Origin of the sequence: Limosilactobacillus reuteri subsp. porcinus (genome assembly GCF_036621895.1) — a bacterium.
GTDB lineage: Bacteria > Bacillota > Bacilli > Lactobacillales > Lactobacillaceae > Limosilactobacillus > Limosilactobacillus reuteri_J.
Genome location: NZ_LN887388.1, coordinates 1 through 15018, shown reverse-complemented (window position 1 = coordinate 15018; position 15018 = coordinate 1). Strand labels below are relative to the sequence as shown.

At 40.0% G+C, this 15018-nt stretch carries 13 protein-coding genes and 1 other annotated feature; of the genes, 10 read left to right on the top strand and 3 right to left on the bottom strand.

Annotated elements, in window-relative coordinates:
* Positions 1-123: 123 nt before the first annotated feature.
* From AACL61_RS04505 to tsaD, 7 genes are all read left to right on the top strand, one after another.
* Entirely contained in the window at positions 124-1638 is a 1515-nt protein-coding gene (locus AACL61_RS04505; protein WP_102816706.1) for an exopolyphosphatase, read from the top strand.
* Position 1639: 1 nt separating this feature from the next.
* Positions 1640-3883 (top strand): RNA degradosome polyphosphate kinase, encoded by a 2244-nt coding sequence (locus AACL61_RS04500; RefSeq protein ID WP_339111034.1) that lies wholly within the window; start codon positions 1640-1642, stop codon positions 3881-3883.
* A gap of 3 nt (positions 3884-3886) precedes the next feature.
* Positions 3887-4858 (top strand): Ppx/GppA family phosphatase, encoded by a 972-nt coding sequence (locus tag AACL61_RS04495; RefSeq protein ID WP_339111033.1) that lies wholly within the window; start codon positions 3887-3889, stop codon positions 4856-4858.
* Positions 4859-4967: 109 nt separating this feature from the next.
* Positions 4968-5963 carry a UDP-glucose 4-epimerase GalE gene (gene galE / locus AACL61_RS04490; protein ID WP_339111032.1) on the top strand — a complete coding sequence of 332 codons (996 nt, stop codon included), beginning with the start codon at positions 4968-4970 and terminating at the stop codon, positions 5961-5963.
* 145 nt (positions 5964-6108) lie between these two features.
* A complete protein-coding gene (gene tsaB, locus AACL61_RS04485) occupies positions 6109-6834 on the top strand; it encodes a tRNA (adenosine(37)-N6)-threonylcarbamoyltransferase complex dimerization subunit type 1 TsaB (protein WP_085650462.1) in 726 nt (241 codons plus the stop codon).
* Positions 6818-7372, top strand: coding sequence for a ribosomal protein S18-alanine N-acetyltransferase (gene rimI, locus AACL61_RS04480; protein WP_339111031.1), 555 nt, complete (start codon positions 6818-6820; stop codon positions 7370-7372). Before tsaB ends, rimI begins: the two co-directional genes overlap by 17 nt.
* Before the next feature lie 18 nt (positions 7373-7390).
* A complete protein-coding gene (gene tsaD / locus AACL61_RS04475) occupies positions 7391-8422 on the top strand; it encodes a tRNA (adenosine(37)-N6)-threonylcarbamoyltransferase complex transferase subunit TsaD (protein ID WP_102816709.1) in 1032 nt (343 codons plus the stop codon).
* 113 nt (positions 8423-8535) lie between these two features.
* Here the strand turns inward: tsaD and proC are convergent, their stop codons facing one another.
* Genes proC through proB form a run of 3 tightly spaced genes read right to left on the bottom strand, consistent with a single transcriptional unit; the run spans position 8536 to position 11377 of the window.
* Positions 8536-9309, bottom strand: coding sequence for a pyrroline-5-carboxylate reductase (proC, locus tag AACL61_RS04470; protein ID WP_102816710.1), 774 nt, complete (start codon positions 9307-9309; stop codon positions 8536-8538).
* Positions 9310-9326: 17 nt separating this feature from the next.
* Complete coding sequence (locus AACL61_RS04465; protein ID WP_339111030.1) at positions 9327-10577, bottom strand: glutamate-5-semialdehyde dehydrogenase; 1251 nt, start codon at positions 10575-10577, stop codon at positions 9327-9329.
* 11 nt (positions 10578-10588) lie between these two features.
* Positions 10589-11377 (bottom strand): glutamate 5-kinase, encoded by a 789-nt coding sequence (gene proB / locus AACL61_RS04460; protein ID WP_102816712.1) that lies wholly within the window; start codon positions 11375-11377, stop codon positions 10589-10591.
* A 310-nt stretch (positions 11378-11687) separates the two neighbouring features.
* Positions 11688-11931, top strand: a binding site (T-box leader).
* A 38-nt stretch (positions 11932-11969) separates the two neighbouring features.
* Here proB and AACL61_RS04455 point away from each other — a divergent pair.
* The 3 genes from AACL61_RS04455 to AACL61_RS04445 are packed head-to-tail and all read left to right on the top strand — an operon-like array spanning position 11970 to position 14926.
* Complete coding sequence (locus AACL61_RS04455; protein WP_339111029.1) at positions 11970-12755, top strand: carbon-nitrogen family hydrolase; 786 nt, start codon at positions 11970-11972, stop codon at positions 12753-12755.
* Between the two features lie 13 nt (positions 12756-12768).
* Positions 12769-13947, top strand: a complete 1179-nt coding sequence (locus AACL61_RS04450) for a pyridoxal phosphate-dependent aminotransferase (protein WP_102816713.1) — start codon at positions 12769-12771, stop codon at positions 13945-13947.
* A 13-nt stretch (positions 13948-13960) separates the two neighbouring features.
* The gene (locus tag AACL61_RS04445; RefSeq protein ID WP_102816714.1) at positions 13961-14926 is read left to right on the top strand and encodes a ketopantoate reductase family protein; all 966 of its coding nucleotides are present in this window, start codon (positions 13961-13963) and stop codon (positions 14924-14926) included.
* Positions 14927-15018: the final 92 nt, after the last annotated feature.

Below are 15018 nucleotides of genomic sequence, written 5' to 3'. Positions count from 1 at the left end.
AATTATCTCCTACTCGATTTTAGCCTTAAATATAGACAAAAAGATCTTGAATGGTTTAATGTAGAGACATTTAAAGGAAGATGGTATTCTATGAATAGTAGTAATTATGAGGAGTGAGTTGACGTGAAAAGATCTTTAACGGCGATTATTTACCTTGAACCCGATCAAGTTAATTTACGGATCATTGAGATACCTACTTTAAAAGTGATAAATAATGTTCGATCGGGCCTTCTAAATATCGGAAACGCTAAAGTTGCTAATTATTCAGAAAATATGACTACAATTGTTAATAATATTGAAGGATTTAAACAAATTATCAATGATTATCAAGCAACTGCAGTTAAGTTTTATGGTGATTTAGAAGACCTCGATCCCGTCGCAACCCGGTATGTGGCTGATCAGTTAGAAGTGCGGACAGGGTTACGGATTGAATGGCTAAACAATAACCAACTAATGGCCCAGTCAATGAGTTACCTTTTAACCTTGTTGCCAGATTTTGAGAAACTTAGTAAGCACAATATGTATCTTCTAAGCATCGGTCTTAGCTCAACTACCTTGGCCTATTTTCACCATGGAAGCTTCGAACGTGCCTGGGATATTGACCTTGGTAATGCAAAAATTAGTCAGTTGGTGGGCCGTCTCCGAAAAACTGCCACTAATCCAACTGAAATTATTCAAGATTATATTAGTAGTAAACTAGAGTATTTAACACCAGAACTGACGAAGAAAAAGCATACAGTAATGATGGTGCAAAATGCTCTCTCACTCAATAAATTGTTTTTACCACATGATCAGCAGATCGCTGAAGTACCGCTAGATAAATTTCATGATGATTACCAAAAGATTTTATCGCCAGTCAAAGATGGTTTGATGAAGAGTATTCAAATTGATGATCAACAATTTGAATTATTATTACCAAATTATTTGGTAACGGCGCGAACAGTGCGCTTAATTCAACCAGCAGGCCTTTACGTAACTGATATTTCAACGATGGATGGGATTTCCCATGGAATTGGGGTTGATAATCCTAAAACGAGACGGCAAATTAATGAAATGATCAGAACAGCTGCCGACAATATTTCTTCACGATACGGTGTTGATTCAGCTCATCGGGATTTTGTAACGCGCTTTTCACTCCAACTCTTTGATCAATTGCGCCCAATTCATCGTCTTGGTCAGCATGAGCGATTATTATTAGAAATTGCTAGTAGAATTGATGACATTGGTAATTTTATTAATCAACGGGGACACTACCGCCACTCTGCTTATATTATGGAGGCTAATCCTCTAATTGGGCTTTCAGATAAAGATAATCGGATTATTGCTGAAGTGGCAAGATATCATAGTGCAGAGTCTCCAGATATTAGTCAAGCTCATTACCGCCATCTCGATGATGAGATCCAGATGCCAGTAGCAAAATTAGCTGCTATTTTACGATTGGTGGATGCATTAGATGATTCGCGGCTGCAAAAAATTTCAAGTATTAGATTGAAGCTGGTAGGAGATAGCCGCTTAATCATTAAAGCAATAGCCAATGATGACCTTGTTCTTGAAAAGTGGTCTTTTAGTAAAAAATCACAACTATTTAAGGATGTATACGGAATTGAACCGGTCTTAACTGAGAGGAGCGATCATTAAGATGTATAAGGAGTTTTATAAGCCGCAGAATTATGTTAATCGAGAATTGAGTTGGATTGACTTTAATGGCCGAGTACTGGGAGAGGCAACTGATACTGCTAATCCTTTGTTAGAACGTGCTAACTTCTTGGGAATTACTCAAAGCAATGTTGATGAATTCTTTATGGTGCGGGTTGCATCGCTTCATAAGCTTGCTGCTGCCAATGTTACTACTACTGATGCGTCTGGTCTGACTCCAGAAGAGCAGTTGGATGCAGTAAATGAAAAAGAACACCGGATGGTTAAGCAACGGTATGAAGTTTATAATCAGCAAATCATCCCGGACCTTGCTAAAAATAATATTCATATTCTCCATGTCTCCAAACTTGACGAGAAGCAATATGAATTTATTCGGCGGTACTTTAATGATGAGCTGATGCCAGTTTTGACTCCCATGGCAGATGATGCCTCACGTCCTTTTCCTTTTATCTCCAATAATTCTTTAAATATTGCTGTTCAGCTACGGCGTCAAATCCGTTCAACAAGTGAACCAGTTGCAGAGGAAATTCTAGAGGGAGATCAAGAAGTTCATCGTCCACAAATGGAACCACATGATGATCGTCAAGAAGCAGATATCAAATTTGCAACAGTCCGTGTTCCAGAAATTTATAAACGGTTAGTTCGGTTACCAGGAGAAAATAGCTTCATTTTGATTGATGAAATCATTACTGAATTTCTGAGCGCGCTTTTTCCAGGATACGAGATCTTAGCTACAGCGTCATATCGAGTTATGCGGGATATGGACTTAGATGTGGCTGAAGAAGATACGTCTGATTTGCTCCGGGCAGTCAAACGGCAATTGCGGGAACGAGAGCATGGACAGGTGATGCGCCTAGAAGTTCCTGCTTCTATCGATGAATGGTTAAAAGATCAATTAATTGATAATCTGCATGTAAGTGAACGGTCACTGTATGAAGTAGATGGTCCCGTCGATTTAACTTTCTTAAAAAAATTATCGGGGATGGTTGATGGTCATGATGACTTGCGCTATCCACCATATAAGCCATACCTCAACACAGCGTTAGATATGGATCATAATATTTTTTCTTCAATTCGCCAAAAGGATTACCTAATGCAGCATCCTTATGATGATTTTCAAGCCGTGGTCAACTTTATTCATCAAGCAGCCATTGATCCAGATGTTTTGGCAATCAAGATGACTCTTTATCGGGTCTCTGGTAATTCACCGATTATTAAGTATCTCGGAATGGCTGCGCAACAGGGTAAGCAAGTAACGGTTTTAGTTGAAGTTAAAGCGCGGTTTGATGAACAAAATAACGTTCGGTGGGCACAACGGCTTGAACAGATGGGGTGCCACGTTATTTACGGTTTAGTTGGCCTTAAAACGCACTGTAAAGTTGCTTTGGTTATCCGTCGCGATGAAGATGGGCTGCGGCGTTATATGCACCTAGGAACTGGGAACTATAATGATGTAACAGCTCATTTTTACACTGATATGGGATTATTTACTTGTGACCATGAGCTGGGTATCGATATGACAAACCTGTTTAATATGCTGTCAGGATTTGCGCGACCAGCTTATTTCAATGAATTACGGGTATCTCCTGATGGGATTCGGACATTTATTAATGCCAAAATTGATGAGCAAATTGAAAATGCCAAAAATGGTAATCCTACGTTAATTCGGATGAAGATGAATTCCTTGTCTGACAAGCAAATCATTGCCCGCCTATACGCTGCTGCTGCTAGTGGAGTTAAGGTTGAGTTATTAATTCGAGGCATTACCTGTTTAAGGAACGATTTGCCAGAATTGCATGGGAATATTGAGGTTCATTCGATCATTGGGCGTTTCCTTGAACATTCCCGGATCTACTACTTTAAGAGTAATGGTCATGAGGAAGTCTACCTCGCAAGTGCCGATATGATGACGAGAAATCTTAATCGACGAGTGGAAGAATTGTATCCCGTTACCCAGCCAGACACAAAAGCTCATGCAATTCATATTTTTGACGTTATGTGGAAAGATAATGTCAAGGCTCGACGGTTAGTAGGAGATCATTACGAACGGATTGATCGTGGTGATGTCGCACCATTCAGTTCACAAGAATACTTTGTTAAACAAGCAATGAAATTGAATGCGCGTGAGAAAAAGGAGAAGAAAGCAAAAAAACATTTTTCTTCTGTTTTTGAAACTTTAACTCGCCATGTTCCCAATCTTCATTTAGATGAGCGAAAGGATGAGTAATTTATGAGCAATGAGCAGTACCTTGCAATTCTTGATTTAGGTTCAAATTCAGTTCGGTTTAAAATAACAAAAATTCAAGATAACGGGAGCTTTGAAACGGTTCAATATGAAAAAAGATATGTTCGCCTCGCTTCTAATATGGGGCCAGAAAAAATGTTGAAGTCAGCTCCTGTAAAGCGGACTATTGATGCCCTAAAAGAATTTCGAACAATTTGTGATCGATACCGTAATAAGAAATTGACAATTATTGCGGTGGCGACTGCTGCGGTTCGTCAAGCACAAAATCAACTGCAATTTCTTGAAAAGGTCAAGCAAGAAACGGGCTTTGAAATTCATGTAATTAGTGGAGAACGAGAAGCATATCTTGACTATGTTGGTGTTAATCAGACTCTTCCAATTGATAAGGGAATAATTGTTGATACTGGAGGAGCAAGTATGGAATTAATCTCAGTGAATAATGGGGAAGCAGAAGAAGCGATTAGTATTCCGATCGGTTCAGTTAGCATTTCGCAAACCTGCCATCTTGAAGATCAAATTAATCCAGCTGATTTATTTGATGCCATGATTAAAATTGATGAAGTTCTTTCTCAACAATTATGGCTAAATCGGATGCGGGAAACAAAAATTGTGGCACTCGGGGGATGTAACCGTGCATTAGCAAAGGTATATCGGTGGCAACAAGCTCTTAATCCTGATGAAGTCAGACCAGTTCATGGGCTAACAATGCGTTCAGAAGAAGCCTTTTTGATTATGCGGCAGCTATTAGAAACGGATCGCCAGACGCGGGCAGGAATCCGTGGAATTACGAAAGTGCGAGCGGATGTAATTGTTGGAGGACTTCTCCCCCTTATCTCTCTTGTCCGGCAATTGTCAATTAATGAGATTTGCTTTAGTAATAGTGGATTAAGAGAAGGTTTATTATTTAAGTACCTTGAGCAGCAAATTAATTTTGATCAATTAAAATCCTCGCTATAAAATTATCCGCTAAAATTTTTACTTTTTTTACTAAATTTTACTAATTAGAAACAGTAAAATTGTGCTACAATCACTATGAAAGCTTTAGTTGGAGCAAGGAGGAAACAAGATGTCAATTTTAGTTGCTGGTGGTGCCGGATATATCGGTTCCCATATGGTAAAAGATCTTATTGAAAATGGTGAAGATGTAGTAGTTGCTGATAACTTATCGACGGGTCACCGGGATGCGATTAATCCCAAGGCTAAGTTTTATGAGGGTGACATTCGTGATCGTCAATTCTTAGATAAGATTTTTGACAATGAAGATATTACTGCAGTTGTTCACTTTGCTGCTTTCTCAATTGTACCTGAATCAATGAGTAAGCCATTGAAGTACTTTGACAACAATACTGGCGGAATGATTACTTTGCTTGAAGCAATGCATGATCATGATATTAAGTATATTGTCTTCAGTTCAACCGCTGCTACTTATGGGGTTCCAGAACGCATGCCAATTAAGGAAACGGATCCACAAAACCCAATTAACCCATATGGCTTGAGTAAGTTAATGATGGAAGAAATGATGGCTTGGGCTGATAAAGCTTACGGTATTAAGTTTGTTGCCCTTCGTTACTTTAATGTTGCCGGGGCTGCCCCTGATGGTACGATCGGTGAAGATCACGGTCCAGAAACGCACTTAGTTCCAATCATTCTTCAAGTTGCGCAAGGCAAGCGTGATGAATTGAGTATCTTTGGGGATGACTACAACACACCAGATGGTACCAATGTTCGTGACTATGTCCATGTTATGGATTTAGCAGATGCTCATATTCTTGCTATTAAGTACCTTAAGGAAGGTAACAAGAGTAATGCCTTTAACCTTGGTTCATCCACTGGCTTCTCTAACAAGCAAATGCTAGAAGCAGCTCGAGAAGTTACTGGTAAACCTATTCCAGCTAAAATGGCACCACGCCGTCCAGGAGATCCAGATTCATTAGTTGCTGCTAGTGATAAGGCTCGTAATGTTCTTGGATGGAGTCCTAAGTATGATGATGTTCACGACATTATTGCAACCGCTTGGAAGTGGCATTCAACTCATCCAAAGGGTTATGATGATCGCGACTAATAATCGGCTTTAAAATAACAAACAGGCTCTCAGTAAAACTTTTGCTGGAGCCTGTTTTGTCGTAAATAAACAAAAGAAATTAAAAGAGAAGTCAAAGCGGATCCAGTGTGATAAGATGTAAGATGATTGAAAGGATTGATAAAAGATGAAGATTCTAGCCGTCGATACATCCAACCACCCAATGAGCGTAGCGTTGGTTGAAGATGAGCAATTGTTGGCAACGACGACCCTTAATATGGTTCGCAATCATAGTATTTATTTAATGCCGGCAATTAGTAAGTTATTTGAGTTAGTTCAGTGGCAGCCAACAGATATTGATCGGGTAGTGGTTGCACAGGGACCAGGATCTTATACAGGAGTACGAATTGCAGTTACAACCGCTAAAGTATTGGCTGATACAGAAAAGATTGACTTAGTTGGCGTATCAAGTTTAGCAGTATTAGCACGTAATGTAGTTCCAACATCATCAGCAATTATTGTTCCTTTCTTTGATGCACGACGAGGAAATGTATTTGCTGGTGCTTACCAGTGGGAAAATGGCGAGTTAGTAAATAAAATAGAAGATCAACATCTAGGGATTGATGTTTTGCTTAATCAACTTGCAAAATTAGATCAACAAGTTGTTTTGGTAGGTCATATGACTGATAAAATTCAAGCCAAATATGATCAATTACCAGCTAATGTGACCCTTTTGCCACGATCTTATAGTATTCCGTCAACTTATCAATTAGCTCTTGCAGGTAAAATGAAGGAACCAGTTAAAGAGATTGACCCCTTTGTTCCGCATTATTTACGAATTACTGAAGCAGAGGCTAATTGGCAAAAACTTCATCCTGGAGAAAAAAGAAAAAATTATGTTCGAGAAGTTTAAAGAATGGTTTATCAATACGACCAATCCTACTAAACGACCGATCCTTGACTTTACACGACGAATAGTAATGATATCTGGTCATCAATACATGGTCCGGATGGCAAAGGAACAAGATATTCAAACCTTGGTAGAAATTGAAGAAAGAATCTATGGAAAAGCACCATGGAGTTATGCTGCTTTCCGCATTGAACTCCAACGGCCGTGTGATCGACTATATTTAGTTGTTGAGGATGACCAGCAGATTATTGGCTTTATGGGAACAGCCATTGATTGGTACCATTATGATTTGCATATTACGAATATTGGCATTACACCAAGTTACCAAAGTAAAGGAATTGGAACGTATCTTATTTCAACTGCCAAAAACTATGCCCGGCACTTAAAATTACATTCGCTGAGTTTAGAAGTACGAGTGTATAACGTATCAGCTCGTCGCTTATATGAAAGTTTAGGCTTTCGTAATCAGCATATTAAACCACGTTATTACTTAGATAATCACGAAGATGCCGTGGATATGCAAGCAAACTTACTTAGGTAGAGGTGAAAGTATTTTATTATGACAGAACGCACATTAACCTTAGCGTTTGAATCAAGCTGTGATGAAACAAGTGTTGCCGTAATTGAAAATGGAACTAAAATCCTTTCCAATATTGTTGCAACGCAAATCGATAGCCATCAACGTTTTGGTGGAGTAGTACCAGAAGTAGCTAGTCGACATCATATTGAACAAATTACCAAGTGTACAAATGAAGCTTTAGAGCAAGCGGATGTAGGCTATGATGACCTAGATGCTGTTGCAGTAACATACGGTCCAGGATTAGTCGGGTCATTATTAATTGGTGTGACAGCAGCAAAGGCCATCGCATGGGCTCATAACCTTCCATTAATTCCGGTTAACCACATGGCAGGTCATATCTATGCTGCACGCTATGTTGGGGAATTCAAATATCCACAAATGGCATTGTTAGTTTCCGGTGGACATACGGAATTAGTTTATATGCCATCTGAACATGAATACCAAATTATCGGTGAAACACGTGATGATGCTGCCGGTGAAGCTTATGATAAAATTGGTCGCGTGTTGGGAGTCAATTACCCGGCAGGAAAAACGATTGATGAATGGGCGGCTAAGGGTAAGGACACTTTTAATTTCCCACGAGCAATGGAAAAAGAAGATAATTATGACTTTAGCTTTAGTGGGCTGAAGAGCGCCTTCATCAATACAGTTCATAATGCAGACCAACGTGGGGAAAAATTAGATAAATATGATCTTGCAGCCAGTTTCCAACAAAGTGTCATTGACGTGCTTGCCGAAAAAACAATGCGGGCGTTAGATGATTACCCAGTAAAGCAACTGATTTTAGCTGGCGGGGTCGCTGCAAATCATGGTCTCCGTGCTCGTTTAGATCATGACATGAAGAAATTTTATCCTGATGTACCGATGCTGCAAGCACCGTTGAAATTATGTGGTGATAATGCTGCAATGATTGGGGCTGCTGGTTATGTTAACTACAAGCATGGCGACCGTGCAGGATTAGATTTGAATGCAGTACCGGGATTAATGTTTGATCGAATTCAGAATAAATAATTATAAACACAACTCTCATAAGCAATGATGGCCTCCAGTGTTCGGTAAAACCGGACGCTGGAGGCCATTATTGTACTGCGCTGTATGGATGTAACCGCGGCCTTTTTTTGCGTTTATGATTCACCATTTGCTTTGTCAACGGCATCCATCATGGCGTAACGGAAACCATTTTTCTCCAATGCTTCCACGCCTTTGATTGTTGTACCTGCTGGTGATGTTACTTGATCACGTAATAATGCTGGAGCAAGCTTGCTATCATAGGCTAGTGTCCCCGTACCTTTTACCATACTAGCAATAACTTCATATGCAGTTTGACGATCGAGGCCATGCTTGACGGCGGCATCGCTCATTGCGTCCATCATCACATCAACAAATGCAGGGCCACAGCCGCCGATAACACCAATTATATCTAGTTGTCGTTCTGGAACTTTGATGACATCACCAAGACTATCTAAAACAGTCATTACTTTTGAAATTGCTTCAGCAGAAATTCCGGTTGGCAAGGCAAGACCAATTGTGCCGGCATTAACTTCAACTGGTGTGTTGGGAATAATATTAACAATTTCTTTATTCGGAAGCACTTTGGCTAAGTCTTCGTGAGTAATTCCAGCAGCGGCAGAGATAAAAATAGTGTGATCGTTAAGGACGGCTAATTCTTTAGCGACTACGGTTGTAATAGGGGCCGGGGTAGTCAAAATTACGATATCGGGTGTAAGGTTAACTACTTCACTGTTTGTATTAACGAGTTTAAACCCTAGCTTCTTAGCAAGGCTTGTAACACGTGAATTAACAGGGTTCATCGCACTGAGGGTAAAATTTTGCGTACGACTTAATCCCTTCATAATTGCGCTTCCCATATTTCCGACACCAATAATTGTAATTTTCATCTAAAAAACCTCCTAAATTATTTCCGAACTTGCCCATTACCGGTAATTTCATATTTGATTGTTGTTAATTGTTGTAATCCCATTGGTCCCCGGGCGTGGAGTTTTTGGGTACTGATACCAATTTCAGCGCCAAAGCCAAATTCTCCCCCATCAGTAAACCGCGTAGAGGCATTAACATAAACACAGGCAGAATTAATGGCTTGTTGGAAGTAGCGTCCCCGGGTAATGTTGTTTGTAATAATTGATTCTGAATGGTGAGTACTGTGGTGATTAATATGGTTAATTGCATCATCAAGGGAATCAACAATTTTTACGGCCATAATTAAATCATTATATTCTGTCTCCCAGTCTTCCTCAGTAACGGGACGGATAGTTGATACTAATTGGCACGCCATTTCATCACCGCGTAATTGGACGCCATGTTCCATTAAAGCTTTGGCAATAACAGGAAGAAATTCAGCGGCAATATCGCGGTGGATAAGTAATTTTTCAGCGGCATTGCATACAGAAGGCCGTTGTACTTTTGCATTTACAGTAATATTGGACGCCATTGTTAGGTCAGCATCCTTATCAATATAAATGTGGCAATTACCCGCACCAGTTTCGATAACTGGAACCGTAGCTGTTGTTACAACCCGCTGAATAAGGGCCCGGCCGCCTCGTGGAATCAAGACATCAATGTAGTCAGTGAGATTCATCATTTCATCAGCAATCGCATGACTAGTGTCGGTAATAAGCTGAACCGCATCGACCGGTAAATGTTGGCTTTGTAATGATTCACGAAGAATTTTTACTAAGGCAGTATTAGTCTGGATAGCTTCTTTTCCGCCCCGTAGAATAACTGCATTGCCACTCTTGAATGTGAGGCCGGTCGCGTCTACAGTTACGTTTGGTCGTGCTTCAAAGATAATGCCAATTACCCCTAATGGTACGCGCCGTTGAAGGATTTGCAACCCATCTTTGGTAATCCATCCCTTATCGATTTGGGAAGTGGGATCGTTCAAGTCGGCGATTGTTCGGAGACCATTAGCCATGTCTGCGATACGTTGGGAATTGACCATTAAACGATCTGTAAATTTAGTTGGCATCTGGGTAGCGGCGGCCAAGTCTTGTTGGTTGGCAGCGATAATTTGGTTTTTATTTTTGATTAAATCATCTGCCAATTGAAGCAATGCCTTATTTTTGGTGGCAGTGTTCATTAAAGCTAGTTTGTCGCGGTTTGCAGCGATTTGGGCTCTTTTTCCAATTGTAATTAAATCTTGGTTCATTATCATCACTCCTATTTTCCAAAATGAGTACCAATAGTATGACCATCAAAAATATCAAAAAGAATTTTAGGGTCACGACCATTGCATAAAATCATTTGTTTACCTGCTTGCATCATTGTGGCAGCTGCCCGTAATTTAGTTACCATTCCTCCTGTTCCAAACCTAGTGCTGCTACCGCTTGCGACGTTCTCTATTTCCGGCGTTAGGAATGGAACTTCTTTAATGATTTGTGCGTCAGGAAATTTATGCGGATCTTTGTCATAAAGGGCATCGATATCCGAAAGAATGATTAACTCGTCAGCGTCAATGGCAATAGCTACCTGGGAAGAGAGTTCATCATTGTCACTGAAAGTAGTGTAATGATCAAGCTCATCAACTGACACGGGGTCATTTTCGTTAACGATTGGAATCACATTTTGCTGAAGTAAAGCATTAATTGTATTAAGCGTATGCTGGCGACTGACAGGATAAGTGAGCACATCACGGGTAAGGAGAAGTTGGGCGACGTGCGTTTGATAATCTAAAAAGCGTTGCGAATAGATTCGCATTAAAGCAGCTTGACCGATAGATGCTAAGGCTTGCTGTTGTGCTATTTCGGCGGGACGATCTGTTAATCCCAAACTTGCAAGACCAACGCCAATTGCTCCCGAGGAAACAAGAATAAGTTGGTATCCTTGATTGTTTAATGTCGCAAGGACAAAGGAGAGTTGGTCGATTGTTCGTAAATTAATTTTTCCATTAGGGAGAACAAGGCTACTCGTACCAATCTTAACAACTGCTTTTTGTATTTTATGAGTCATAGAAAATCCTTTCAAAAAAACAAAAAGCGCCCTTAACCGAGACACCAATTATGGCGGTACCATTCTCGTTTAAAGACGCGCTTTACACTTTTAAATTATTTTATTATTAGAATATATTAAAGTTGTAGCAGGGCTTCGGTACTGGCGATAGCTTGCAGTCGATGGCTATCGTTCCTGGACTGACCTACTTTTATCTACAACTAAAATTTTAATTGGAAGACTAAGCTTTTGTCAAGACTAATTATTTTTGAGATTCGATTAAAAACGAATTGACAAATAATTAAAAATAAATTAAAATACGGGCAACAATTAAATATTAGTCGTTTAAGAAGAGTAAAAGCAATGTAGTATTAAGAGAGTTTTCGGGTGGTGGAAGAAAATTACAAATTGCTTTGAAGATGGTCTTAAAAAATACAACAAGTGTGAGGAAAAAACTAAGCACTTGTCGGCTGATATCCGTTATCAAGTATCGAAGTTTATTATGAACTTCCTGAGGCTATTCATGTGAGTGGATAGTAAATTAAGGTGGCACCACGAAAATACTCGTCCTTATTTAAGTTAAGGACGGGTATTTTTTATGGAGGTGAAAGTGATGAAACGCAAAATTGCATTAGCTCAACTTGATATTCAATTAGGAAATCCTGCCGAAAATTATCAAAAAGCTAAACAAGCAATTGAAGAAGCTGCTAGTCACCATGCAGATATCGTTGTCTTGCCGGAGATGTGGAATACTGGCTATGCCTTAGATCAATTATCAGACTTGGCAGATGAAAACGGTCAAAAGACACAAAAATTTCTTAGTGAGTTAGCGTTAGAAAATCAAATTAACATTGTCGGTGGTTCAGTAGCGGTGGGATGTGGACAATCTTTTTTCAATACAACCTATGTTTATGATCAAAAGGGAAATCTAATTAGCAGTTACGAGAAGGTGCATTTATTTGGACTAATGAATGAAGACCGATATCTAAAAGCCGGGCAAAAAGAAAATCACTTTGAATTAGCTGGGGTTCCGAGTGCAAGTTTTATTTGTTATGATTTGCGATTCCCTGAATGGATTAGAACAGTCGCTCGTTATGGAACTGATATCTTATATTTTTCTGCAGAATGGCCAAGCAAACGGATTAAACAATGGAAAATAATGCTTCAGTCACGGGCAATTGAAAATCAAGCCTTTGTAGTCGCGGTCAATCGTGTTGGGACGGATTTAGAGAATAGCTTTAATGGTCATTCGTTAGTAATAGATCCGCTTGGGCAGATTATCCATGATGCAGGAGAAGTTGAACAAGTAAGTTATGCAGAAATTGACTTAGCGCAGTTAGCACAGGTTCGGGGGCCGATTCCGGTGTTTAAGGATCGCCGACCAAGTCTTTATCATTAAGGGGATGGAAAAGATGAATTTTGCACAATCAAAATTATTAGACACTTTACCGAAACAATTTTTTGCCAATTTAGTTGCCAAGGTTAATAAAAAAATAAGTGAAGGGGTCGATGTTATTAATCTTGGTCAAGGGAATCCCGATAAGCCAACGCCAGATTATATTGTTAAGAGCACGCAAAAATGGGTAGCGGATCCGCAAACTCATAAGTATTCACTATTTCGGGGATTGCCAGCATTTAAAGAAGCAGCGGCAAAATTTTATTCTGAAAAATATGGAGCTGACTTTGACCCAGAAAAAGAAGTTGCAATTTTGGGTGGTTCCAAGATTGGGCTTGTAGAATTGCCATGGGCATTGATGAATCCCGGCGACACTTTTCTGCTTCCTGATCCTGGCTATCCAGATTACTTATCAGGAGCAGCATTAGGAGAAGTTAATTTTGAAATAGTACCATTATTAGCAGAAAATAATTTCTTGCCAGACTTAGAGGCAATTCCTGAAGAGGTGGCGCAACGTGCTAAATTCTTCTATCTTAACTATCCTAATAATCCAACGGGTGCTGTAGCTACTCCCGAGTTTTATCGAAAATTAGTTGCGTGGGCCAAAAAGTACCATGTGGGCATTATTAGTGACTTTGCCTATGGCGCAATTGGCTTTGACGGTCAAGCTCCAGTTAGCTTTATGGAAACACCAGGCGCTAAAGATGTGGGGATTGAATTTTATACCTTTTCTAAGACGTTCAACATGGCAGGGTGGCGAATCGCATTTGCGGTTGGTAATGCAGATATTATTGAAGCCTTAAACTTAATTCAAGATCACCTATTCGTTAGTCTTTTTCCTGCCTTACAGGAAGCTGCTATTGATGCTTTAACGCTGCCACAACGTGATGATGCAATTGCCGAAATTGTAGGTCGTTATGAAGAAAGACGGAATGCTTTTATTAATGCGGCCGAAAAAATTGGCTGGCATGCATTTACTCCCCAGGGTACTTTCTATGCTTGGATGCCAGTTCCAAAGGATTATACCAGTGAAAGCTTTGCAGATTTGTTATTGGATAAAGCTGGCGTGGCAGTAGCACCAGGCAATGGCTTTGGCAAGCATGGTGAAGGTTATGTGCGGATTGGCCTTTTGATTGAGCCAGCACGATTAACGGAAGCCGTTGAGCGGATTGCTAAACTGAATTTATTTAATTAAGGAGGAAAAGATTATGGCTTTGAAATATACGGTTTTAGGTGCAGGGGCAATGGGACTACGATTTGGCGTATTGCTTCAAGAACTGGCTGGCGCTAAGGTTGATTTTGTTGATAACTGGGCTCCCCAAGTTGAAACTATTAAACAACAGGGTGGGGTTTACGTTTCTCGGGACCATGAAAATCGTCACCTTGTACCAATTAATATTTACTCGCCGGAAGAATACCAGGGGCGTCCCGATGTGTGGATTGTCTTTGCCAAGCAGATGACCTTAGCTGACCTGCTCCAGCGAACAGCTCACGCCTTTGACCCAGCCAATCAATACGTCTTTTCGGGGATGAATGGCATGGGACATATTGAAAAAATTAACCACTATTTTCCTAAAGAACATGTCGTAGCCGGTACCTGTTTAATCGGCACGGTTCTTAATAAGGCGGGGGATGTGGACTTTATTGGTAAACCTGGTGCCGGCTCGATTAACCTGGCGCCCCAAGTTGGCGAACCTGACGAGCGGGTAAAACAAATTGTTGAGGACTTTACCACGGCGAATATTAATCCCCATCTTAATGATAATTTTTATGGTACCCTCCTAACAAAAGTAGTCTTCAATTCTGTTATTAATACAATCTGCACGCTTTTTGAGATTCAGATGGGGCAATTTATCGATTATGATGGTGCAGAGAAGCTTGGTAAACAATTAATTAATGAAGCATTTGATGTTGCCGAACGGGCTGGCATTCAGCTCTTAAGCACCCGTGAAGAGGAGTGGCAAACGATTAAGTATGTTAGTGAAGTTACCAACCCGCTTCATTATCCATCGATGTACCAAGATATGAGTAAGAATCGACCAACAGAAGTCGACTACATTAATGGATACATTTACGACTTGGGTAAGAAGTATAACTATGAAGCAACAACTCATGACTTCTTACGTAATTTAGTTCACCTTGCAGAAAACACGCGTAAATTCCGACAAAACTAAAGGGGCTGGGAATTAACTATTAATTCTTGGTTCTCTAACAGTAAAATCCGGACTATGATTTTTGATCGATCAAAAATCGTAGTCCGGATTTT